The 23,528-nt window shown below is 57.6% G+C and carries 20 protein-coding genes, 1 tRNA gene and 4 pseudogenes; 10 read left to right on the top strand and 15 right to left on the bottom strand.

The features are described 5' to 3' along the window. Positions 1–61 precede the first annotated feature (61 nt). Together ACEW7X_RS08115 and ACEW7X_RS08110 are read right to left on the bottom strand one after the other, a co-directional pair. A complete protein-coding gene (locus ACEW7X_RS08115) occupies positions 62–1,402 on the bottom strand; it encodes a type II toxin-antitoxin system HipA family toxin (RefSeq protein ID WP_420177875.1) in 1,341 nt (446 codons plus the stop codon). Between the two features lies 1 nt (position 1,403). Continuing rightward, complete coding sequence (locus ACEW7X_RS08110; RefSeq protein ID WP_257740966.1) at positions 1,404–1,667, bottom strand: helix-turn-helix domain-containing protein; 264 nt, start codon at positions 1,665–1,667, stop codon at positions 1,404–1,406. A 753-nt stretch (positions 1,668–2,420) separates the two neighbouring features. Here ACEW7X_RS08110 and ACEW7X_RS08105 point away from each other — a divergent pair. The 4 genes and pseudogenes from ACEW7X_RS08105 (at position 2,421) to ACEW7X_RS08090 (ending at position 5,034) form a co-directional block, all read left to right on the top strand. Then, positions 2,421–2,723 (top strand): annotated as a pseudogene (locus tag ACEW7X_RS08105) (type II toxin-antitoxin system HigB family toxin). Between the two features lie 3 nt (positions 2,724–2,726). Beyond that, positions 2,727–3,092, top strand: coding sequence for a helix-turn-helix domain-containing protein (locus ACEW7X_RS08100; RefSeq protein ID WP_420177874.1), 366 nt, complete (start codon positions 2,727–2,729; stop codon positions 3,090–3,092). 129 nt (positions 3,093–3,221) lie between these two features. Next, a complete protein-coding gene (locus ACEW7X_RS08095; RefSeq protein WP_420177873.1) occupies positions 3,222–3,404 on the top strand; it encodes a hypothetical protein in 183 nt (60 codons plus the stop codon). 232 nt (positions 3,405–3,636) lie between these two features. Beyond that, entirely contained in the window at positions 3,637–5,034 is a 1,398-nt protein-coding gene (locus ACEW7X_RS08090; protein ID WP_420177872.1) for an HNH endonuclease, read from the top strand. An 88-nt stretch (positions 5,035–5,122) separates the two neighbouring features. On the opposite strand, the gene ACEW7X_RS08085 is transcribed toward ACEW7X_RS08090, so the two are convergent. Beyond that, positions 5,123–5,887 carry an LEM-3-like GIY-YIG domain-containing protein gene (locus ACEW7X_RS08085; protein ID WP_420177871.1) on the bottom strand — a complete coding sequence of 255 codons (765 nt, stop codon included), beginning with the start codon at positions 5,885–5,887 and terminating at the stop codon, positions 5,123–5,125. Positions 5,888–6,031: 144 nt separating this feature from the next. Between ACEW7X_RS08085 and ACEW7X_RS08080 the strand changes: the two genes are divergently transcribed. Further along, positions 6,032–7,213, top strand: a complete 1,182-nt coding sequence (locus ACEW7X_RS08080; protein WP_420177870.1) for a CAP domain-containing protein — start codon at positions 6,032–6,034, stop codon at positions 7,211–7,213. Here the strand turns inward: ACEW7X_RS08080 and ACEW7X_RS08075 are convergent. The 5 genes and pseudogenes from ACEW7X_RS08075 to ACEW7X_RS08055 all read right to left on the bottom strand — a co-directional run bounded on the left by ACEW7X_RS08075 (position 7,109) and on the right by ACEW7X_RS08055 (position 10,005). Beyond that, positions 7,109–8,236 (bottom strand): Fic family protein, encoded by a 1,128-nt coding sequence (locus ACEW7X_RS08075; RefSeq protein WP_420177869.1) that lies wholly within the window; start codon positions 8,234–8,236, stop codon positions 7,109–7,111. The genes ACEW7X_RS08080 and ACEW7X_RS08075 overlap by 105 nt on opposite strands. Positions 8,237–8,427: 191 nt before the next feature. After that, positions 8,428–8,859 (bottom strand): hypothetical protein, encoded by a 432-nt coding sequence (locus ACEW7X_RS08070; RefSeq protein ID WP_420177868.1) that lies wholly within the window; start codon positions 8,857–8,859, stop codon positions 8,428–8,430. An 82-nt stretch (positions 8,860–8,941) separates the two neighbouring features. Further along, positions 8,942–9,498: pseudogene (locus ACEW7X_RS08065) on the bottom strand (DUF932 domain-containing protein); the annotation flags it as partial. Beyond that, positions 9,468–9,691: pseudogene (locus ACEW7X_RS08060) on the bottom strand (IS3 family transposase); the annotation flags it as partial. The pseudogenes ACEW7X_RS08065 and ACEW7X_RS08060, both read right to left, overlap by 31 nt. A 50-nt stretch (positions 9,692–9,741) precedes the next feature. Further along, the gene (locus ACEW7X_RS08055; RefSeq protein WP_420177867.1) at positions 9,742–10,005 is read right to left on the bottom strand and encodes a DUF3560 domain-containing protein; all 264 of its coding nucleotides are present in this window, start codon (positions 10,003–10,005) and stop codon (positions 9,742–9,744) included. Between the two features lie 681 nt (positions 10,006–10,686). On the opposite strand from ACEW7X_RS08055, the gene ACEW7X_RS08050 reads away from it, so the two are divergent. The 3 genes from ACEW7X_RS08050 to ACEW7X_RS08040 are packed head-to-tail and all read left to right on the top strand — an operon-like array spanning position 10,687 to position 15,638. Then, complete coding sequence (locus ACEW7X_RS08050) at positions 10,687–12,867, top strand: hypothetical protein (RefSeq protein ID WP_420177866.1); 2,181 nt, start codon at positions 10,687–10,689, stop codon at positions 12,865–12,867. Between the two features lie 28 nt (positions 12,868–12,895). Next, entirely contained in the window at positions 12,896–14,842 is a 1,947-nt protein-coding gene (locus tag ACEW7X_RS08045) for a hypothetical protein (protein ID WP_420177865.1), read from the top strand. Between the two features lies 1 nt (position 14,843). Continuing rightward, complete coding sequence (locus ACEW7X_RS08040) at positions 14,844–15,638, top strand: hypothetical protein (RefSeq protein WP_420177864.1); 795 nt, start codon at positions 14,844–14,846, stop codon at positions 15,636–15,638. A gap of 93 nt (positions 15,639–15,731) precedes the next feature. On the opposite strand, the gene ACEW7X_RS08035 is transcribed toward ACEW7X_RS08040, so the two are convergent. Further along, positions 15,732–16,819 (bottom strand): IS3 family transposase gene (locus ACEW7X_RS08035; protein ID WP_420177863.1). Its coding sequence is split into 2 segments (ribosomal slippage): positions 15,732–16,567 and positions 16,567–16,819, totalling 1,089 coding nucleotides; the frame shifts between segments, so codons are not numbered across the junction. 64 nt (positions 16,820–16,883) lie between these two features. Between ACEW7X_RS08035 and ACEW7X_RS08030 the strand changes: the two are divergent. Continuing rightward, a pseudogene (locus ACEW7X_RS08030) lies at positions 16,884–17,249 on the top strand (integrase core domain-containing protein); the annotation flags it as partial. Here the strand turns inward: ACEW7X_RS08030 and ACEW7X_RS08025 are convergent. The 5 genes from ACEW7X_RS08025 to ACEW7X_RS08005 form a co-directional block, all read right to left on the bottom strand. Next, a complete protein-coding gene (locus ACEW7X_RS08025) occupies positions 17,235–17,627 on the bottom strand; it encodes a hypothetical protein (protein ID WP_420177862.1) in 393 nt (130 codons plus the stop codon). The pseudogene ACEW7X_RS08030 and the gene ACEW7X_RS08025 sit on opposite strands and share 15 nt — an antisense overlap. Before the next feature lie 150 nt (positions 17,628–17,777). Beyond that, positions 17,778–17,862 (bottom strand) — tRNA-Leu (locus ACEW7X_RS08020). A gap of 178 nt (positions 17,863–18,040) precedes the next feature. Beyond that, complete coding sequence (gene secG / locus ACEW7X_RS08015) at positions 18,041–18,640, bottom strand: preprotein translocase subunit SecG (protein WP_420177861.1); 600 nt, start codon at positions 18,638–18,640, stop codon at positions 18,041–18,043. Between the two features lie 23 nt (positions 18,641–18,663). Next, positions 18,664–19,416, bottom strand: coding sequence for a triose-phosphate isomerase (gene tpiA / locus ACEW7X_RS08010; protein WP_420177860.1), 753 nt, complete (start codon positions 19,414–19,416; stop codon positions 18,664–18,666). A gap of 124 nt (positions 19,417–19,540) precedes the next feature. Next, positions 19,541–20,524, bottom strand: a complete 984-nt coding sequence (locus ACEW7X_RS08005; RefSeq protein WP_420177859.1) for an NAD(P)H-quinone oxidoreductase — start codon at positions 20,522–20,524, stop codon at positions 19,541–19,543. Between the two features lie 164 nt (positions 20,525–20,688). Between ACEW7X_RS08005 and ACEW7X_RS08000 the strand changes: the two genes are divergently transcribed. Continuing rightward, positions 20,689–21,495: a rhomboid family intramembrane serine protease gene (locus ACEW7X_RS08000; protein WP_420177858.1), complete on the top strand. Its 807-nt coding sequence runs from the start codon at positions 20,689–20,691 to the stop codon at positions 21,493–21,495. A gap of 76 nt (positions 21,496–21,571) precedes the next feature. On the opposite strand, the gene ACEW7X_RS07995 is transcribed toward ACEW7X_RS08000, so the two are convergent. Then, the gene (locus ACEW7X_RS07995) at positions 21,572–23,524 is read right to left on the bottom strand and encodes an L-lactate permease (protein WP_420177857.1); all 1,953 of its coding nucleotides are present in this window, start codon (positions 23,522–23,524) and stop codon (positions 21,572–21,574) included. Between the last annotated feature and the right edge of the window lie 4 nt (positions 23,525–23,528).

Genomic DNA, 23,528 nt, shown 5'->3' with positions numbered 1-23,528 from the left:
GTTTTGTCAAACCGGTGCCGCTACCCGGACGGGTGGCGTCCGAGCATGCCTGAGCAACGTATTAAGCGGCCGCCGCACCCAAGACCCGCGCCGCCTTTTCCAGGCCTCGCAGGACGGTATCGGCGACGTGTGGTGAAAAATCCGCCGGCAAATCGGCAGTCACCTCTGCAATGACCGCTGGAGTCCTGGCCAAGAGCGCTTCGATCAAAGGTTCCGCCGTAGCACCATAACCGACTTGCTGCGCCGTACTGTTGAAATGCCGGCGCTGGATACCCTGCATGGCGTAATGCCGGTTTTTGCCTAGCAAGGCCATGGCAAGCTTGATGTCATGGGAAGACCATTGGTTGGGACCATTGCCCTGCACCGGATAGACGGACATCACGTCGTAAAGCGGCGCCAGCTGAAAGCGCCCGCGTGGCAACAACTGAATGCTGAAGTTTTTGGCGTGGCCATCAGGCGCGCGCAGCAACCAAAACAGCACTTGCGCCGCCATCAAGGTCTGCATGTCGGCTTGAGGGTGCACCGATTGGCGTAACGTGGCAAACAATGCCTTCAAACCCGGACCGCCCTCGCTTTCGTACTTGCGCAACGGCGAGCACGCCTCGACCTGACAGAAATCTTCCTGCGGCAAGCGCATCAGCCATTGACCGTTAGGCGCAACGCGTCGGTCGAAGCGCTCCACCACCAATACGCGTTGGCTGCCAAACGTGGCAATCTGCGCATTAGCCACTGGCAAGCCATACGCCTTGAGCAGCCGCAAGCATAGCCATTCGTTGTCCACCGATGTGCGGAAGTCCGCCAGGCGTCCGCCCATCAGGCCGAGTGGTAGCTTGAAAATATGACTGCTTGGCGTCGCGTTGCGTGGTGCTAACCATTGGTCATCCCACCAGAGGAAAGCGGTTTTTTCCTGCGCGCCGGCCAAGGAAATCCGAAAATCGGCGTCAGCATCGCGTCCGGCCATCACGGGCCGGGGCGTAACGGTCTCGATCAGATGGCGCTCGATGTCCTCCTCCGACATCGCTACGCCTTCAATACGGTCAAAGCCCGCCGGCGCCTCATCTTCGTCGAGCAGCTGCACCGCGCCCACACAGTCGCGTCCAATCGCCTTCAACAGATCAAAGGGATGCACCGAGCCGGTCCGGAAACGTTCGGCCACCCGACGTCGAATCGCATCACTGTCGGGCAGTAGATTATCAAAATAGTTGGCGACAGCCGCCCCTTTGATCGGCAGGTTCTCCAGCGTAAACGGCAAGGAAAGCGACAGCGGTCGGCCGATCTCCGCGCTGACCCAAGCCGCGTCATACTGCACGCTCATCTCACCGCGTGTGGGAATCGTCCATGTCCCGACCCGGACACCATTGGTCCAGATAGACAGACGCCGCGTATGCGATAAACGCCCCATCTCACCAATCCATCGCAGACGCTGCGGACAACGCTTCGCTGCCGCGTGTGCCGACACTCAACTCCAGCCCCAACGTCGCGCACCACGCCAGCAGCTGCCCCACGCTCAACTCTTGCGCATGAAGCTCCAAGTGGGAAACACGCGATTGGCTTAAGCCTATGCGTGACGCCAGTTCTGACTGCGTCAAACCCGCTGCTTTACGAGCGGCTTGCAGCGTTGCGCCCAACTGACCTGGGGTGACCAAAGGATAAGAAGCAGGCAGCATGATATTTACTCGAAATACAGATAAACGAAAAATATCTGAAATACAGATATTCGTCAAATATTTGCATAACAAATACACGGCCGCGTTAGCGGCCGTTGTCTTTCAGTCTGATGCATTCCCAAGGCCAGCCCCGCTTCTTTGATGCCGCGTCATTCGCATAACGACGCAACGCATCGCGCAGGGTATGGCGCCTCGCCAAGGACGCAAGTCGCCTGTCGCCGTGGCGAATGCTCACGCTGGGCTGCCCGGATTACTGTTTCTCGTTTTGTGTGAAAGGCGGCGCTGTCCCGTATGGGAGCTTGGCCTGTGCCGTAGCGCAGTGTGATCTGCACTCGATGCGTCCGTTGGACAACTTTTGAATACTTGCCATCATTGAAGCAAGGAACCAAGCGCGGGGCAATCTGGGGCCAAAAAGCGGACTACATTGATTTCAGGGGATCAACCGCTTTGTTTCCGGCTTGGTAACCGACTGATCTTGAAGATTTTTTATTTTACAAGACCAGCGATAAGAAATTTATTGGTGCCGTCGGCGAGACTCGAACATAGCTTATTTGCCATGTGACTGTGTTTGATTGGGACCAAAATGGGGCCGAGGCGCCAGATGTCGATACCAGCCCAACACAAATGAAACTGCGTCCAGACACCCCGGCCCACCAGCCCGTCACTCGCTTAACTAGGCACCGATCACACACGCGTCAAGCCTAAAAGCCACACATCTTGCTTTAGTCCCACTATGGGACTACCATCTTATCCATGAGAGTCATCGCCGTTAGCACCCTGCGTGCCTTCTGGGCACAACACCCAGACGCCGAGCAACCCTTAAAAGCCTGGTTTGATGAAGCCCGGCAAGCAACATGGACGGAGCCGTCAGACATCAAGGCTTAGTATCGCAGCGCCAGTGTGCTGAAAAACCGGCGTGTCGTTTTTAATATCAAGGGCAATGACTATCGTCTGATCGTTGCCATCGCCTACAAATTAGGCATCGTCTACATCAAGTTCGTCGGCACCCATGCCGAGTACGACAAGATCGACGCCGAAACCGTAGAAATGGAGTGAATCATGGACATCCGCCCAATCCGCAATGACGACGATCACAAGGCCGCCCTGAAAGAAATCGTCCGGCTCATGGAAAGTGAGCCGGATATTGGCACGCCTGACGGCGACCGCCTAGATGTGCTGGCAACGCTGGTGCAGGCCTACGAAGCAAAAAATTTCCCGATGGATTTGCCAGACCCGGTCGAAGCTATCAAATTCCGCATGGAACAGGCTGGCCTGTCCGCCAAGGATCTGGAGCCGATGATTGGCCAGCGCAATCGCGTTTATGAAGTGCTCAATCGCAAGCGCGCCCTGACGCTACCGATGATCAGAAAACTCCACAAGGGACTAGGCATTCCTGCGGAAAACCTGATTAAACCGTTGATCTGAGCGCTCCCACCGGTTTCAAAATCAGGCGCACGGGTAGCGCGCGTGCATGGTCCCGTTGCTGCGACACCAAGGCTTGATGCCGCTGGTCAGACAAAACGTCGCCACTGAAACAATTACGGAAGATCAAAAATGATCACCCATGATCAACTGAAAGCCAAGGCACTGGCCAATCCTGACGTGCGTGAAGCGTACGAACGCATCGAGCGTGAGGAAATGCCGATGCTGGATCGACGCCTCAAAGCCCGTGCCGAAGCCGAGATGACTGAAGCCGGCCCTCAGAACACCAAGGACATGAAAAAGCTGAGCATCTAGATGACTTCGGAGTATCTGGCAAAGCAATTCTGAGGCAATCTTGCCGACTCTGATGGTTTGTTAGGCGCATACAATCAGATCCAGCTTTCTATGTTTTGCAGCGCTAGCAGACGTCTCGTCGCACGCACCCGCTCCCCTAATTCAGCGCAGACACTGGATACACGATGCCACGACGGCCTCGCCAGAATTGCAAGAAAAACAGCCCAACTCAACGACTTTGTGAGGCATCTTCGTGACGATCTACTCGCTCCCTTCCGACCGCGCATATACAGAGAAGCTACAAGTTCTAGAAGCAGGACAACGCTGGTTCGCTTTCGATGTACCTATCGCTGATGCCCGCAAAAAAAACGCCACGCGATTTGGCATGGCGATCTGGAACTATCACTGCATCGACGGCACGCGGGATTTCGAGCGATGGGGCATCACAAAAGATCCAGAGACGGAGGAATACTGGTACCGCGTTGCGAAACCGAACGCCAAGCCCGTGTCTCAGAACCATCCGCTATTGTGGGATGCGCTGCATATCGCTGCCAACATGCCACAACCTTTCCCCATGACAGCCATCCTGAAAGATGGTAAGACGCATCGCTGCTCGCCAGACCATGTCTTTGACATTACAGATATTCAGATCCAGGACGACGGCTCTGCGCTTTGGCTCAAGTTGCAAGTGCCACTGACAGGGGTTGGGACAGAGTACGAGGAAAACCTTATTCCCAGCACCCATCCGCTCGATCCGTCGGTTCTGGCACAGCCCCCTAGCCGCCAGCCCCTCCTTAAGAGCCAATACCTTGCGATTCGCGATGCAGCGGTACGCCTGTATCTGCAAGACGCCATACGTGCGCAGGAAATTGAGTTTTTGCACGAGATCCATGGCATCAACAAAGGTACTGCCAACACATATTTCAGCATTTTCAGCCATTTAGTCGAAGGGAAACCTTTTAAGTCTCACCTTAGCGCTGACGGGCTGCGGCTTTTTGTCGACGGAATCATTGCAAAACGTGGAGAGAGCGTTTTGCCTAACCTGATTCGGGCCATCGAAGGTTACGTTGACTACAGAACCAAAAACTCAACAGACAAGGAGAATGGCTTCCAGACCATTCTCCGTGAGCTGAAGCAGGACGCTGAACAGGCACAAGCCGTAAAAGAACAGGTCATGAGAGCATTACCGTCCAGCAACGGTGACCGCAGCCCGAGCGGGCCAGTTGCATCAGAGATACTACGGGAAGTGTGGGTCCGGGGGCCCCAGCACGCGGCTTTTCGACGAGAGCTTCAGCGCCGCTGGTCGAGCAAGTGCTCAGTTCACGGCGTCGCATGCAATGACCAGCTCCGTGCCTCACATATCGTCGCCTGGAGCATTGACGAGGCGCTTCGCGGCGACGTGAACAACGGTCTACTGCTCTCTGTCCCCCTGGACAACCTGTTCGACCGTGGGCTGATTTCGTTCGATGATGCTGGAGCCATCATCCTCTCCAACACGCTGACACCCGACACCTGCAAATATTTCGGCGTCCATCCCGGTTTGCGGATTGCTTGGGATCACCTATCTGAGCGCGATAAAACCTCGCTTCGAACCACGCTCGCCAGACACCGTGCCCAGCATGGCCTTGAAACCAGCACCGGGCAACGCTGACGCACACGCATTGGCCCCACATCACACCAACTTGCTCCGCATCCAGTCTCTGGCTTTCCGGAGCAAGCCCGTGTCACGTCATGAAGAGTTAGTGTGGATGGTACGTAAAACCGACTTGAACGGCTTTCAGCTTGCTACCGTCTTTGTAAAGGCGACGGCCCAGCAAAGGATGCTGGTCCAGCTCTTGCCCGACAAACTCCCACTGCCCGTTGCTCTCGTCAGGGTGGCTGGATGCACGCGTGGATACCGTTGTCCCCGCCGGAAACCACGCCGCAATGCGGTAGGCACCTACGACCACGCTATCCACAATCGCCAGTGCCAGTTTGTACGGCAGCTCTCCGGTTGCAGGGTCTGGGGTCCGACGCTCCTCACCAATCTTCCAGAACTGGCGGACGCTGTCATAGCGCTCGATATGATCTTGGGTCGGCGAATACGTGTTCTTAATAAAAAACAAAATCGCGGCTTCTTTCACATCTTCCAGCGGCACTGAAGGTGCCCCATACAGTCGCTCAACGTCTTCCGCCGTCATGCGCCCACGCTCCACGCCATGACCGCGCACAGCATTGGTCAAATTCTCAAGGCCAAGCGTATCAATGATCGCCGCCTCGACATCCAGCACAGAATGCTCATCCAGGCCATAGCGCAGAATGTCAACTCGGGGATCAATGCCGGTTTGCCGGATTTCTTCAATCCTTAGGCTTTTCTCACTGTCATTCGACGCCTGGGCCAGATGATCGTAAGCACGGTTATTGCTGGAAGCCTTGCCGACATAAAAAATTTCATTCGTTCTGGGATCGACCAGACCGTAGACGTAATAACCCAACTGCTGCTTAGTTGCTGATGAGAATGACATGCGAAAAGCCCCAGACTAGAACTGCGATAAATTCGCGAGGCTGAAATCATCGCATACGTCTGTTGATTTTAGGAATATTCCTTGTTGCTCGCACCTCATAGGACTTCTAAGGTATCCATAAACTGTCAAACACGCAGGTGACTCATGACACGAGTTCGTCAGACACTCTCTGCCACTTTGATTGCCACGCTGGCGGCTTGCGGCGGCGGAGACGATAGCAACAAACTTGATCCGATCCCGGACTACTCGTCGCTCACACCCGAGCAGGTCAAAACCCAGGACGTCCCGACCTACACCGATGGGCGACTTGAAGGGCTGAACTACATCAATGAAATCCGTGTCGCGGCCGGCCTGGTGCCTTTCAAGCAAAATACCGGCCTGGACGTCTACGCCCAGCACCATGCGAATTACCTGGCGCTCAACAAGAAAGCGACCCATGGTCAGGATCCCAATTTACCTGGCGGGTTGAGCACCCAAGACCAAATCAAGAACGCCGGCGTTGAGCATCTTTCTTTCGATGAGTATTTCGGCAAGGGTTTTAGTTCTTCATGGCCCTTTGAGATCAAGGCCATGCTCGCCACGCTCTACCATCGCCAATTGTTTTTATCGAATAGCGTTTATCTGATTGGGATGGCCACGACGGAGGACCATATCAGCCCAGATGATAGAAGCTACTATGCCACTGCCTTTCAAATTGGTTGCCGAAAACGTGAATGCGAACCTGTCCCGATCCCCAACGGCTATTTCGTCTATCCACTGGACAACAGCACGGACAACCTGCGTTTTAACGGTGGCGAGCTGCCCGATCCCGATCCACGCGGCCGCGCCCAAGGTGTGTATATCGGCTCGCCAGTCAGCATAGGGGTCGGGAATAAGGCCTATCTCCGCACGAAGGTCTTTACCCTGAATTGTGAGGGTGAAGAGATCGACGGGTGGATAGAGACAGCAGGCCTGACGTCCTTCGTCCCCAGGATAGGCCTACCCGCTAACGCCTGGTGTACTGCCACTTTCCAAGGCGAATATGGGCTCAATAAAGATCTCGGCACGCCCAACCCCACCAAGCCCATTGTGCATACCTGGCGGTTTAAAACCGGTGATCAGCGTGGCCCATCATGGATAGGCTGGCGACACTCCGTCAGAGATGTCAAGGTAATCCCACCGCTGCGACCGAGCGGCAACCGAGCTCGGCATAGTGCGCCACGCGCGTCATCCCCTCTTTGCTTATGCTTCGTGATGCAACCGTCGGATTTCGTAGCTCGAGCTGCGGCCACCGGCGCTGGTTTTTTGCAGCACCCCTTGTTGCAGCAACTCGGTGATGTCCCTTAACGCCGTGTCCTGCGAGCATTTGGCCAGCGCTGCCCATTTGCTAGTCGTTAACTTTCCCTCGAAGCCATCCAAGAGCCGATTGATGACCTTGATCTGGCGCGCATTCATCGGAATGGTGGCGGCGTATCGCCAAAAGTTCGCCTTGATAAACACCTGATCGAGGACACCATGCGCGTGTTCGATGGCTTTGAGCAAGATGGCAAGAAACCACGTTAGCCACTGTGTCACATCCAGGTCGCCCTTTTGCGTGCGTTCAAGCATGTCGTAATAGGCGCTGCGCTCCCGTTGGATCTGCGCGGATAAGCTGTAAAAACGTTGTGGGCTACCGTCAGCGCGCGTGAGCAGCAAGTCGCCGATGGCCCGAGCAATGCGGCCGTTGCCATCGTCGAAGGGGTGCAGCGTGACAAACCAGAGATGGCCTAAGCCGGCGTGAACCAGCGCGGGCTCTTGCGGTGCTGTGTCATTGAGCCAGGCCAGAAAGCGTTCCATTTCGGCCGCGAGTCGGTTGGCGGGAGGCGCTTCGAAATGCACGCGCTCACGTCCCATCGCGCCGGAGACGACCTGCATGGGGCCGGTGCTGTCATCTCGCCACTGGCCGACCTGAATCGCGCTGATGCCTGAATAGCCAGTGGGAAAGAGCGCCGCATGCCAACCGAAGAGGCGCTCGGCAGTGAGGGGCGCCGTCGCTTTGCTGGTGGCGTCGAGGATCATATCAACAATGCCGTCTACATGTCGGTCTACGGGTGCTAATGCACCGATATCGACGCCTAAGCGTCGTGCGACGGAAGACCGCACTGAGGCGACGTTAAGCGTTTCACCTTCAATGGCGCTGGTTTGGACGACGTCTTCGGTCAATGCCGCTAAACTGGCTTGGTCACGCAGCGCCATGCCCACATCTGCCAGGCGGCCGAGCAACAGCCCCTGCGCACGACTGACGGCCGCCAAAGGCTCTGCAAGAACCGCCAGGTCGTAGCGCCAATCAGGCCAGTGCGGCGATTGCCAGATATATTCACCGTATTTCATGCGGTGATTGTGGCGGCATTTCTTCCTCCCGTCAAACCCAGGCCCCTCATCTCGGGCTCGCTGCCGTGGGTCTGGCCGCGTGCATTGACGGCGTCTGTGAGTGAACCACTGCTGCTAACACGCGTCCGTTTAGGGCTGTGTTCACTGACAGATTTCTGCCGCCGCGATGCTTCCCTGCCACGCTTCACCTGCTACGGCCCCTCGGCGGCCAGTTCATCCTCCACTGTCAACATGACATGTATCGTCCGCGCAGCGGCCATGACATCCGAAGCCCCGTCACCCACTTCCGCCGTTACCGCATCAAAATCAAGGTCGGCATAACGCGCTGCATAGAACCGTACTGCGCGCAGCGCCAGGTCGGCCGTCTCGCTATCCGCAATGAGTCGCACCAGAAACGCTGGCGAAAAATCCATATTTGCCACTCTTGCCAAGGCCAGTTCAGCCTGCACTGCTGTGGCCACTGGGCTAAAGCCAAAACGGCACAACTTGTCTGGCGAAGCGCGAAGCAGCCGACGAAAGTACACGCTGATCGCATTACAGACAAAATTCGTGCGCCGTTCATCGTCACAACTCAAGCGCAAAAGCTGGGTCAGCACAACGGCGGTCGCGGCATCTGTCGTCATGGCTTTGGTCGTCAGAAGATTGTCCCTGTGATGGTGAGACGGCGACCAGGCGACGCACCGACGCCTGGTCGCCAGGGGCATATTATCCCTTCAGCCGCCGCAGCCCATCAGCCAGCAGCCACAACGCGCGATTCAACCGAATATCGGCATCAATCCCCTGCACGGCTCTTGTGCGCTGACGCCGCCCATGGCTGTGGCGACCAAGCAAGCCGCCCTTGATCAGATTTTCCTGCACGCGATTGAACACATGCCACAGATCGCGGTGACGGTCTTCGCGGCGACGCGGCATCAAAACCTGCTGTGCAGACAGCGGCGCGGGCTTGTCAGGGTCATCGTACTTGAGCGCCAAAGCCGCTTGTGCAAACACCTCGGCCTCGTCGTCGCCCAAGGTGACCGCCGCCATGGCCTCGCGGGCAGCGTGCGCCTGCTCAAACCCTTGCAATACCTGGTACGCCCCAGCCACCACTTGCCCCGCCACATCGCCCTTATGCGGCACACACACACATCGGCCACGGTATCGCCGCAGACCAGCCCGTTGCTGCACACAAAGCGGAACATCCCGGCCAGCATCTGATAGCTGCGACTGCCATCGTGGGAGTTGAGCAGAATAATTTCCTGGGCCTCCATACCGCGCTGCTGGTCATACCATCACGCATGCCGCTGTCGATCTCGCTGCGCTTGACCCAGTCCAGCAACGTGGCCGGCACGCAACCGGTTTTCGGTGCCCTGGACTCTACGGCCTCCCACAGAGATGGATACTCGCCACGGTGCTCCTGCACCAGGCGCACGGCGCGCTCGCGCACTTCCGGGAAAACTTGTTTTGCTTGCTCATAGTGGCTCCATTTTCTCAAAGAGTGGAGCCTCCACAAATCCCGGGACAATTCACACCGCTACGGCCTTGCCTGCGTAGTGTTCGGCCTGCTTCTGCAACTCAAAAGATTTTTCATAACCGCGGCTGATGCTCTCCTGGTAACGGCGGTCGCGGCCTTCGGAATGATGGTCGACCAGAATCGACTGCCCCAAGGGGATGGCCTGCGCCTTGTTCTGCGCCTGCGCGTAGGCGGCGTCTGACTGCTGCCGCGCCTGCGCTGCGCGCGCCTCATACCTTGCTTTACGCGCTGCCTGCTTCGCTTCATAGGTGTTCATGGTCATGATCCCCAAATGAGGTTCGAGGTTTTCAGCTGACCGGATTCGAAGATTCTTGAGCCGGGGCGTAGATGTGCCGTTCGGGGTCTACACTGGCTCTCCGGTCTTTGCCGCCGTCTTTCGTGAGTTCCGTCGCCGTGCCGATCTGGATCATGTAGCGCCGACTGGAAAGGGGCGTGCACGGAAGCCGCAGCCTGGAGCGCAGCGGAAGGACCGGGTGAGTACCCGGTGAAGCGAACCCCCTGCAGGGAGAAGCGCAGTGATACAGTCGGCGTTTTTGGCGACGGAACTCACGAAAGACGGCCCAGCGGCCCGCCCGAAGCGATAGCCCCACACGGCAGCCGCGCGGCGAGCGCCCCTAGCCGCGCCCGGCGCGGCTCCATCAGGGCCGCAGGCCCATAGGCAAGCGAAGCGCGCAGCGCCGACCGGCGCGAAGACGTGAGGGATGGAAGCCCGAAGGGGCAAGACGCCGTCAGGCGGCTGGATGCGAAGCACGACAGCCCGGCCCGGAGCCGTCAGGCGTAGGGACACGCCCTATCTTGAAACAGATCCGTGCGTATGACCCACTCAATAAACATCTACGCAGATGGAAACAAAATATCTCATTTGACGTATATTTGTGTACAAATCGCAGTTATTCCATTCCCATGCCTGACGGTGGGTACAGATGAGGAAATACGCATGTCTATGTTTCTACACGCTCCCGAGGTTCTACTTGCTGAGCTCAACAATGGCTTGCGCCGCCTTCGGGGCGCCTGCACGGAACTGGATGACGACGAGATCGATCACACGCTGCTGCGGGCCATGCGTCGGCTCTTGCTTGCAGAAGTCTTGAGTGACACTTGGGTCATTGCTGTGGGTGGTTCCCAAGGTGCTGGCAAGACCACGCTCATGGCTACCCTATATGAGCTGGGTAGCGCGGAGCCAAGCTGGCTTCAAGCAAATGAGGGGCGTGGCGAGAAAATGCCGGTTCTCATGACCGAAGAGAAAGGCAGAACGATTCCCCAAGGATATGTGCGGCGACTGGTTCGGCATGCAGAAAAACGCGAGTTCCGCCTGGAAGATGTACAGGTGGAACTCAGCGAATTCGAACGTGCCATCTATGACCCCAACGTTGAGGATCTTCTCCCCGTGCTCAGGGTACCTCAACGCTATTTCCAGCGAGAGAATCAAGCCTGGCTTTTGCTGCCAGGCTATGAAAAGCAGGAAGGCGACAACGAATCGTGGCAGTCATTGATGCAGCAAGCCATGATAGCCGCAGGCGGTTGTGTGGTAGTGACGGATGAAACCCGGCTTGCAAACCAGCAGCAGCTTGAGATCGTAAAAGACATGCTTGAGAATGCGCTCAAGGGTCGCGAACCGTACGTCGTGGTTTCCAAGGCAGAAGCCCACCGGAATAACACCGGAAAACAAGCGGAACTACGTGCCAGTGCGCAGGCCACCTTCCTGGTGGCTGATGAATTCGCTGACACTCATATCATTCTTACTGGAACGGACGACCCCGAATATGTGGCTGAATGGATGCCAATGATGGAGCGCGCGATTCAGGATCTGAACCTCTCCGGCAACATCAATCGCCAGCTTCAGTTCGAGATCCTGGCAACCATACTCAAGCGTGAACTGCGTCCGGTGTTGCGCAGTATTAGACGAAAGGCAGATGCTTATTTCCACGGAGCAGCGGCCGGGGATGCGCAATTGATCGAAGAGTATCTGCTGAACTTTGGATTGGCGGAAGAGATATTACGCAAGGAGCATCAGGGCATAGTGAATGCTCAGATCGGCGCGGTTTACTCCAAAGCCGTTGAAAATATAGACAAGCAGCTAATCGAAGACCACGAGGGGTTCCAGAACTGGGTGGAAGGTCTCTTTGACTCCACTACCGAAAGCAAACTGAAAGTTCAGAAACTGGTCAAATCGTGCTGGACGGAGGCAGCCGAAGCGCTTCACTCAGATTATGCGGAGGCACTTAAACAGCTAACATTGGACAAACTCGGCCGAGTCGATGCTCTCACCGACACGCCTAGGCTGGACATGGCAAACAACCCACAAGCAGGCCGCTTGGTGAAGCTGGGCTACCTCCATGCCGGGTCTAATCTGCCGGTACGTTACGACAAGCTCAATGCTGAGAGAATCAGTGATCTTCGACAGCTGTTGGGCGACCATCCTGAGCCGCAGCATGAGTTCAGCGTACAGATCGCTCAAAGCATTGAGTTGTTACCCACAGTGGCTTTGGAATACGCTCGCCTCGTCTACGCCGTACCGGAAATCGTCGGCGATGGCGTCGTTGCAACCCAAGCCAATATATTGGTAGGGAATCATCGTGCAGCGGTAGACAGTGTCAATACCCTGAAAGCAGGGGTCGAACTCGGCAAGACCGCTATTCGCTCCATCGCCACACTATTGGCCGTGGATGTAGCGACCGACGGAAAATCAGACATTCTTGCCAGCGTATTTAATCAGCAATCACCACAAGCACCAGAAGGCACAGAAGACTCGTCCACAACCAATATCCCACTGCCTTTAGTGCCTCACCCGGTAGCAATTGCTGCGGTCGGGCTGGTAGCGACGGCTCATATCAGTGCCAAGACGATTGCGCGCGTACGGGTTCTGGAAAGAAAAGCCAGTATGCAAGCGCACACTATGCTTGCCAGTGTTCGCGATCAACATATTGCTCACTTTAATAGTCAGTTCAGTCAGACCATGGACGCGGTCCGTGAGCGACTGCGGCAGAGGCTGCGGGCGCGCTATCGCCTGGACGAGTCACTGATGCGAAAGGACAGGCTCGCCAAGGCGATTGCCGATGTGGAATCCTTGACCAAGGATATGCACACGGAATTACTACGGTCCTCAAGTGGAGTCTAAGAGTTCAAAGGCGAACACTATAAAGAGCATGGGAACGGAACCGCTAATTGATCATTTGATTCAGCAACTGGATGCTGACCCGGGGTGGGCGTTTCGTGCCTATAGAAGGCTGCTGGACAGTCTCAGCCCGGATGTTCGGGAGCGGCTGAGACCCACAGATGAAAAGGCAAAGCCTTATGTGGCGGTCTTCGGCAAGACGCAGGTCGGGAAGACCTCTCTCTTGCTGGAGCTCATGGGCATAGAACCTAAACACCTGGATGCGGTATCGAAGGTATTACGAGGAAAGCAGGACACAGGGCGTTCAGCAACCGCCACAGCCATGGAGTATTGCCGCTCCGAAAGCAATCGCTGGGGACTACATCGGCAACCTGACATGCTCTGGTATGAATCCGATGATGCCATGCAGGATGCTCTTGCCCAGCTCAGGCGAGATATGGAATCCGGGCAGCTGCAACTGAATTCACCTTGCGTGGTGCATATCCCCCGATATTTCTTCGCCAAGGCGCAAGAAACCGTTAGCACACGTGTGCTAGATCTGCCGGGCGACAATCCCGCCAATGATGTAGAGCAGCGGCATGTGGAACACATGGCACGCACCTATCTCCCGTTCGCGGATCTGATACTGCTGGTTGGGCGAGCGGATGACTTGAACTTTCTTCAGCCTGGAGTGATCACGCTTCCGGGCATTGAGGATTGGCAGTCCATGCCGCGCCGCTTCCGTGTTGTAACGACCTACTCGTATTCTGCCAAGTCGGTGCGAGACCTCATCCGACAAGACCCGCAGTTCGATGCGGCCAAGCGTCGTAAGCGACTCATAGAACAGATAGAACGATTCGGTGGCCTGAGTAATGCTGCCAAAGACAAAAATCTGTACTTCCCGCTGGAGTTTGGGACGAGTTGGCACGGTGTTCAAAAGAATGACCCCGAACTTTTTGAGCGCATGGCGCCGATTATTGACGAACTACGTAAAGAACTGCTCCTGCAGATTGAAGTCTGCACCAGTAGGGTCGGACGTATTCGTAACACGCTGGATACCCATCTGAATATCCGCAGCCTTCATGAAAGAAAACGACTGGCTCTGGAGAACGTCATTGGCAAGCTGATCGACAAGGAATCAGAGCTGCTTGAAGAGATGAGCGTCTGGCGCAATGCGATAAGACGCGCTACCAGAAACATCAGGAAGGCCATCGCAGAGCTTAAAAACCCATCTGTGGCTCATGGTTGTCAACTGCTTCAGGAAGCAGTTGACAGCCTACTGCAGCAAGCTATTCCTCCTTCCGACGACGGGAAGCATAAAGATCGAACGGTACTGCAAGGAATGATTCTGCGAAGTTATGCTGAGCTAACCAAAATACGCTTGGAGCCGGAACCGGATGTGACTGCATTGGGGTTCTGGGTAGCGGTCAGAGGAAGGTTGGTGGTTCCTGAACCATCGGTAACAGGAGAAATGGTTTACGACGCATTTGCGGAGATTCGTCAGCAGCTGGATAGCTACTTCCTCGACCGATATATATTCAAGGACAACTACCAGAAAGACAAAGCGGCTGTGATCTCGGCTTATAGAGTCGCATTGACGGCCGTGCTGCAGCTCTGGCTTTCCAGTTGGAAAGATGCATTGAAGGCAACCAGGTTAGACAAGGAAAAGACTCTGAAACAACTGAAACTGCAGCTAAGAAGTCTACTGGAACAGCGTGGCCAAACAATTAAACTCCTTGTCGCTAACAGAGCGGATCTAAGCCGGCACCGCCAGGCACTCATCAATCTTGATATCACCATGCGAGAAGACCTGGAACGGTGCCAGCAGTATCTACGGTTGCTGGATGAGGAATACATCATCCAGCTGCAGCAAGCCTTGGACCAGATTGCTGGAACGGCGAACGACGTTGACGCACTGTCTATTGCCTTGGGCAGCATGGCGCTCGTTCAACAACGAACATCGCTCCTGGAAATGAGCAAAACCAGACTCTCACACTGAAATGAACCTACCCTCACAGATAGAAGAAAAAGAAAAAACGCTCACGGAATTGATGGCGCGTATTCTCAATGAGCCTCTCAGGCCAGTGGCAGAATCGCTGCAGCAGACAGGCATAGAAATCAAAGGTGTGAAGAATACGCTCAAAGGTCTTTCTGAGTGTATGGACGACACTTTCCAGGAGATTGAAAGCGGAAACGATACTTTACTGAAATTGAAGGTGTTACTGACCGGCCTGCGCAACCAGGATATGGCTTTTATGAAGGATGGCCTTGCCGAAATTCAGACTGCGCACACTCAGGTGGAGGCGGAACTCAAAGCCCTAGCAACCGGACTCAAAGGTACAAAGGAAAGACTCAACGATCTCACTGGCGTTACACAGCAAGGGCAGGAAAGAATACGAGAGCAATACCATGCGCTTCAAGCACAGCAGCAGGCAGATTCGCAGGCTATGGTGGACGCGTTCGGTCAGCACACCACCTACTGCAAGGCAACACACGAGGCCACGCTGGCTGCCTTCAACCAGGCAGCCAGCGCCCAGATAACGCACCTCAACACCCTGCAGTCCACCGTTGAATATGTCGTGGACGAAACTCGGCAGCTCAGACAGCACATCCTAGAAGAACACAAGAAGAACTGCGAAGATATGACCATCATCGCTGAGAAAAATTCCATACTGGGATCGCGCTTGGTAGACGTAAAACAAAGCCTGCGCAGGCTTACCATGTTCATGTATATCACGTTGAGTCTCTTGGCGGTTTTGATCGGATGTCAGTTATGGGCACTAATACAGGCTTAAATAAACATAAAAATTGGTATACGGGGCCTGTCAGAGATTGCGTGTTTAAGGTGGTAATCCCCCCATTTTTAGCGATTGCCAGAAGTAGGCAGGCTACGCGGCCATGGCCAGCCGCTGTTTTGGGGTGATGCCGCCCAAGGCCATATTTGGGCGTTCATTATTGTAGGACCACATCCACTCTGTCGCTGTGCGCTGGACCTGATCCAGATCTTGCCAGTGATATTGGGACAACCACTCATAGCGCACAGTCCGATTGAACCGTTCGATGTAGGCGTTCTGTTGCGGCTTGCCTGGTTGGATGTATTCCAGCTTGATGCCCCATCGGCGTGTCCACTCTGTGATCGCTGAACTCAGGTATTCCGGGCCATTATCACATCGAATGGTCAACGGCTTGCCGCGCCAGGCAATAATCTGCTTTAACGCACGGATGACCCGCTCCGAGGGCAAGGAGAAGTCGATCTCAATGCCCAACGCTTCGCGGTTGAAGTCATCAATCACGTTGAATAACCGGATACTGCGCCCATCGGCCAGTTGATCATGCATGAAGTCCATTGACCAGACGTGATTCGTGGCGGTGGGCACCATCAACGGCTCGGGCGCCTGGCGCACCAGGCGTTTGCGCGGTTTGATTCGCAGGTTCAGCTCCAACGCTCGATAGATGCGGTAAATCCGTTTGTGGTTCCAACCGAAGCCCTTCACGTTGCGCAGATACAGGTAGCACAGGCCAAATCCCCAGTTGCGATGGTTGTCCGTCAGGCGCAGCAGCCAGTCGGCGATTTCGTCGTTCTCCGCCTTGTGCTTGCCCTCATAGCGATAGCACGTCTGGCTGATGCCAAACGTCTCGCAGGCCAACCTGACCGATATCCCGCGCTCCTGCACGACACGTTGAGCCATCTCGCGGCGGCGAGATGGCTTCACCACTTTTTTTCGAGAGCCTCCGCGCGCAGCTCGGCCTTGAGTTTTTCTTCAACGTACATCTTGCGCAGACGTGCGTTCTCGGCCTCCAGCTCCTTCATCCGCGACATCATCGGCACGTCCATACCGCCGTACTTGGCACGCCACTTGTAGAACGTCGCTGAGCTGATGCCCAGTTCACGGCACATCTCGGGCACCGTGACGCCGGCCTCTACACGTTTGATTGCATCCAGAATTTGGCTGTCTGTGAATCGTGACTTCTTCATGCTGTAGAACTCCTCAATGAGAAAATTCTACTTCTGATCTCACCACTTTAACGGGGGGATTACCAACCGGCTCGCCGAAATGCGCGGCCTGCCCCGGTCCATCACCGTGGACAACGGGCCGGAGTTCGCCGGCAGAGCCCTTGATGCTTGGGCCTACCAAGCGGGTGTGAAGCTGTCGTTCATCCGGCCGGACAAACCCGTGGAGAATGCCTATATCGAGAGCTTCAACGGCAAGTTCCGTGACGAATGCCTCAACGAGCATTGGTTCCTGTCGCTGCGTCAGGCCAGATCGTTGATCGAGGCATGGCGCCTCGAGTACAACACCGAAAGGCCACACAGCGCGCTGGGCTACCTTGCCCCGGAACAGTTCGCCAAGGCACACCACGAAGGAAGATTTTTAACCCCGGACTCTAAGTCAATCTCGTACTAAACCCGGGGGCAGGTCAACGGACGCCCGCGCATCGCGAAACAAAGCGATGTGTTGGGCCCGCACCCTGGCAATGGGCAAATCCAAAGGCAAACGATAGGACTCAAACGCTTTTAGCCTGACGCATTCCCAACGCCAGCCTCTTTTCTTCGACGCCACCTCATCCGCATAACGTCGCAAGGCATCGCGCAGGGTAAAACGCTCGCCCAGGACGCAGGTTTCCCGCCGCCGTAGCGCATGTTCACGCTGGGCTACCCAGATCACGGCTTCTCGTTTTGTGTGCAAAGTGGCGCTGTCCCGTAGGGGAGCTTGGCCTAAGGCGTGGCGCAGTTTGATCTGCGCTCGATAACGTCCATTGAACAATTTTTGAATACTTGCCATAACTGAAGCAAGGAACCAAGCGCGGGGGCCATCTGGGGCCAGAAAGCGGACAACATTGATTTTTTGGGATCAATCGTTTTTTTTGCTGCTCGGTAACCCACTGATCTTGATGATTTTTTTATTCTACAAGACCGGTACTAAGAAATTTATTGGTGCCGTCGGCGAGACTCGAACTCGCACAGCTTTCGCCACTACCCCCTCAAGATAGCGTGTCTACCAATTCCACCACGACGGCACTGGCACCAATCCGCTGCCTTAACTAGCTCAGCGTTGAATAGCATTAAATTATAGCATGGATTTTTTTATTGCAAACTGGGAAATCAAAAATTTCCCAGTTCCGCATACTGGCCACCCCATGCCCTGCCAAAAACTCGGGTGTGACAGCCACGCCATCACACCCCAAGGTACTTTCTTTACTGTGCAGCAGGTTCAGTTTGCTGCTCGGCAGGCTGTACCGATGCGGCTTGCGGTGCCTGCTCGGCAGGAACCGCTTCCGGCTGGACGGCCTCCGCCTGTTGCGGCTCCACCGGGGCAGCCTCGGGCTCGGCGGCAGGCGTGGCTGCTTCGGGCTGTTGCGGCACAACGTTCTCTGCCGGAGCGACGGGCGCATCCTGCGGCGCGGCAGGCACTTGCGCTTCAGGCGTGACCGGCGCGAACGGCACAGCGGCAGCGCCACCAGCGTTATTCACCGGGGTATCGCCCAGCTGGGGCACGGACAAGTCCTGATAGCCCTGCATCACGCCGGTTTCTTCGGCCTTTTCCTTGGCGCGGTTGGGCGCGTAGCTGAAATAGGCCAGGCCGGTCGTCACGGCGAAGAACAGCACCGCCGCCCACTTGGTGGTACGCGACAGGAAGTTGGCAGCACCCGATGCGCCAAACAGGCTGCCGGCGGAACCGCTGCCGAAAGAAGAGCCCATATCGGCGCCCTTGCCATGCTGCATCAGCACCAGGCCGATGATCGTAAAGGCGGAAAGGATTTGAATGACCAGCAACAACGTGTAGATCGAAGACATGCTTGTAATAGCTCCAGAAACTTTTATGCCGCGGCGATCTTCAGGAAATCGTCCGCCACCAGCGCGGCGCCGCCAATCAGGCCGCCGTCGATGTCAGGCTGGGCAAACAGCCCGGCAGCGGAGGCAGGCTTGACGCTGCCGCCGTACAGGATTCGAACTTCAGCAACAGCGGCACCCAGCGTACGCAGTTGGGCCCGGATGGCCGCATGCACTTCCTGGGCCTGCTCCGGCGTTGCGCTCAGGCCGGTACCGATGGCCCAGACGGGCTCGTAAGCAATGACGGTACGCGCCACTTGCTCGGCACCCAGCGCCAGCACCGGCGCCAGTTGTTCGGCGATGACGTCCAGCGTCTTGCCGGCCTCGTGCTGTTCCAGCGTTTCGCCCACGCACACAATCGGCGTGATGCCTGCCTTCAGCGCAGCAGCAGCCTTGGCTGCCACATAATCATTGCTTTCCGCATGGTAACTGCGTCGTTCCGAGTGGCCCACCAGCGCCCAGCGGCATCCCAGGTCTGCCAGCATCGGCGCGGAAACCTCGCCCGTATAGGCGCCTTTTTCATGCGTGCTTACGTCTTGCGCCCCCCAGGAAACCGGGGAGCCTGCCAGGGCAGCGCCCGCCTGAGCAAGATACGGAAATGGCACGCAAACACCGATTTCAGCCGTCTGGCCGACGGCGCCAGCGCGCACAGCGGCCAGCAGCGTGGCGTTATCGGCCAGGTTGCCATGCAGTTTCCAATTGCCCAGCACCAGGCGCTTGCGAGTATTTTCTGCGTTCATGCGTCAGTATTGCGAAATCGGGATAAACGCAGGATTGTATCCTGTCGGCCCGCCCAATGGTTAGAGAAGCCGCCCTTGTGCGCGAAAAAAGCTGCGCCAGCGCTGGCGCAGCCCGCCGATCAGCTTAGTCCTGCAGCTGCAGGACCAGTTTGCCGGTATGTCCGCCCTCTTCCATGACGGCATGCGCCCGGGCCGCGTCAGCGAATGCAAACACACCATGCACAACCGGCCGGATACGCCCTGCGGCCAACAGGGGCCACACCCGCTCACGCAACTGGCGGGCCACTTCGGCCTTGTAGGCCACGCTGCGCGGGCGCAAGGTCGAGCCCGTCAATGTCAGGCGGCGCTGCATGATCAGGCCGGCATTGACCTCGGCGCGCGCACCGCCCAGTACCGCGATGCATACGGCACGGCCATCTTCGGCCAGGCATTTCAGGTTGCGCGCCACATAATCACCGGCCACCATGTCCAGAATCACATCCACGCCGCGGCCCTCGGTCGCCTCCTTGATGACCGTCACGAAGTCTTCGCTGCGGTAATTGATGCCGCGCACGGCGCCCAGCGCCTGCACCGCCTGCACCCGTTCGTCGCTGCCTACCGTGGCATAGACCTTATGGCCCAGCGCAGTGGCAACCTGGATGGCGGTTACGCCGATACCGCTGGCCCCGCCATGTACCAGCAAGGTTTCGCCTTCAGAAAGACGGCCGCGATCAAAAACATTGCTCCATACAGTAAACGCCGTTTCCGGCAGACCTGCCGCTTCGACCATGCTCCAGCCGTCCGGAATCGGCAGGCAATGCCCGGCAGGCGCCACGCAATATTCCGCATAGCCGCCACCGGCCGTCAGCGCGCAAACCCTGTCCCCCACACGCCAGCCACCGGCCTCGACATCTCCGCCGACAATCTCGCCGGCCACTTCCAGGCCGGGCAAATCGGAGGCGCCGGGCGGCGGCGGATAGCTGCCCTGGCGCTGGAACAGATCCGGGCGATTGATTCCGGCCGCATGAACCCTGATCAAGACTTCACCCGGCGCAGGCACCGGTATGGCACGTTCGGCCTGCACCAGGACTTCCGGGCCGCCGGGTTGGGAAATCTCTATTACTCGCATGGAATGGCACCGTTACATGGGGGCATAAAACATACATATTAACGCGCCCGCCCAGCACGCCATTTCCCCTCTCGCTGTAACATGGCGCCATGTTGGCGCAGGCCTCCTGCCAGGCCCGCACCTGCTTCCGGCCCAGGCTCCGCCCGTTTCACCCATAGACCGATATGCAGACTACACGCTCTCCGTACTCCCCTTCCTTCCCCTGGCCCACGGCCGTACTGATCGCCATCAATGTGGTGCTTTACCTGCTGGTCGCGCTCAGCGGCGGCGAGTTCATTGATTTTGACAGCCGCCACCTGCAGGATTGGGGTGGCAACCTGTCCGTGCTCACACTGACCGGCGACTACTGGCGCCTGCTCTCCAATATGTTCCTGCATGGCGGCCTGATGCATCTGGTCGCCAATATGTATATGCTGATGATTGTTGGTCCGCTGACGGAACAGCGCCTGGGCCGCCCGGGCATGCTGGTCATCTATCTGATCGGCGGGCTATGGGCCAGTTTTTCCAGCGCCGCCTGGAATGCATACCATCTGTTTGAAACCGTCCCCGGTTTCGGTGGCATGCAAACCGTGACGGTAGTCAACCTGATCGTCAGTGTCGGCGCATCAGGCGCGATCATGGCGCTGTGCGGCGGCTTGCTTGCCAGCGCCCTCGCCAGCAAGATCCATACACCGGAAGCCAACAGCCGGCTGTTCAAATCGCTGTTCCAGGTCGTGGCCATCAATATCGTGCTGGGCCTGCTTATTCCCGGCATCGACCAGCTGGCGCATATCGGCGGCCTGCTGGCCGGCTTCGCGCTGGGCCTGGCGATCGGCAGCCTGCGTCCTGAGGCAACACAATCCCGCTACATCGCGCGCAGCCTGCTTTCGGCCGCCATCGCGCTGATTCTGCTGGCGCTGGCACTGGAAAATGGCGGCTGGGAAGAAGCCCACGCCGTCCGCGCGGAAATGCAGGCGCAGCAATACCACTAAGGCCTGCCCTATGCCGGGTCTGTGCCAGGCCTATGCCGGCCCGGAGCCTGATCTGGCCATTGAGCCGGCATACACATCAGCCTACAGCCGGCACCAGCAGCGCCGGCCCGGCATACGCCAGCAGCACGCAGGCCAGAAGCAGCACGATCACGGCCACCACGGCCATGAAAGGCAGCACCGTGCGATAAACATCACGCATGCCGACCACCACGCCGGCAAAGCTGCAAGCCAGCATGATACGTACCGGCGAAAACGTGCTCATGGCAATGGCCGACGCGTGCTGCAGGGCCGCGGCTCCCAGCGCGCTCAAGCCCGTTCCATGGGCCAGCGCCAACTGCGAATTCATCAGCAGGCCATTGGATGCATTGGCGCTGTTGGTCACCAGGCCGAACAGCGCGGCCAGCAGCATGGATAGGAAAACCGACGTCCGTCCCAGCGCGTCCAGCATGCCCGCGGCCAGCGAAGTGGCTATTCCGGACAGGCTCAGCACTTCGGCCAGGATACAGAACAGCGCGGTGGTGAAGATCGCCACCTTGCCGCTCGTCCAGCTCTCCTGCATGATGGGCACCACGCGCCGCCGTTGGCGGATCAGTACCGCCACCAACAAGCCCAGCACCAGCAGCCAGACGCCAGAGTGAAACAGCGGGCTGAAAGCCGGCAGGTTCTCGAAGGGACGAATGCTGCCGGTTTCGCGCAAAAACCGTGCCCAGGACGGGATCAGGCGCGTCAACGCCAACCCGGCGACCAGCAGGATATACGGCCATACCTGGCGCGCCGCCAGCCACAGACTGCTGAACTTCGCATCATGGCTGAGAAAATAGCGCAAGGCGATGACTGGGCCGAAGGAAGCAATCAGCCCGGTTTCCGGGCCGCCCAGCCAGGTCATGAGCAGCAACAGCAGCAGCGTGCCGGCGAGCCAGGCGGCATCCTTGCGGCGCTCGTCGCGTGGAAACGACAGACCGGCATGTGCCGCCAGGCGCCAGAAAAGCGGCAACCAGGCCAGCAGCATCAAGCTGACCATGCCGCCACTGAGGACTGCAAATGTCGCAGGATTGGAACCGGCCAGCGCAGCAGCGATCAAGGTGCCGCTGGCCATGCCCCCCCAGGGGCCCAGGGCCTGTCCGATGAAACCAAATGCCAGTAGATAGGCCGGCCGCAGCGACAGGGTTGCCAGCAAGGCAAACGTTCCCATCATGCCCACGCCAAACCCGGTAACGGATTCGGCAAAGGGACCGATCAGGAAACAAGCATTGAACAGGATGCGTCGTTGCGCCAGGGCCGCACGCGCCGCCTCGGCCGCCGCATGGACTTGCGCAATGGCTGCACCACCTGCCGGTGCAACGGACTCCTCGTCATCGCTTGGCACCTGCTTCCGGCCCGGTTCCTGCGCCTGGTCAGCCCGTTGCGCCGGGCTGGCTTCCTGCGCAGGAACAGCCCCCGGCTCCAGGGTTGCTTCGCGTATCTGGGCTGCCTCTGGCGGCTCGGTTGCCCTCTGTTCATCGGCGGACGCCTGCCCGGCGGCTGCCGCCGGTTCATCCCGTGCCGCGTTGTCGGCCACAACCGGCACGGGGCTACAGGCAATGTCGTCGGCCGTGCCGACAGCTGGCTGAACAGGGACAGGATGAAGCCCTGACGCAGGTGCGACTATTGCGACAGTCGTCATTGCAGAGGCAGGGGCCGTCGCGGAGACGGTTGCGCCGATATCGGCTGAAGTGGATGCAGGATTGGCCGCAGGTGCGGGTGCAGGTGCCGAAGTTCCGGATTGACGGCCGCCCTCGCCCACCAGGCTGGCCACGCGCCAGAACAGCAGCCCGCCCAATATATAAGGCACGACCGTCAGTCCGATCCAGCTGCCCCGTGCCACAGCAAGTATGGCCTCATGGAAGCCGAACACGCGTGGCGCGCTGAGGAACGCAACCAGCAGGGCCAGCGCCGCGCCCAGCATGGCGGAACGGATGACAGGTTGCCGGAATACACCTATCAAGACGATCAACAGAACCACCGGCGCCAGCCATAGCAGATATAGCACGTTC

It is taken from the genome of Kerstersia gyiorum (assembly GCF_048595715.1).
GTDB classification, from domain to species: Bacteria; Pseudomonadota; Gammaproteobacteria; order Burkholderiales; family Burkholderiaceae_B; genus Kerstersia; species Kerstersia gyiorum.
The sequence above is the reverse complement of the archived record's forward strand: the minus strand, read 5'-3'. Positions and strand labels throughout refer to the sequence as shown.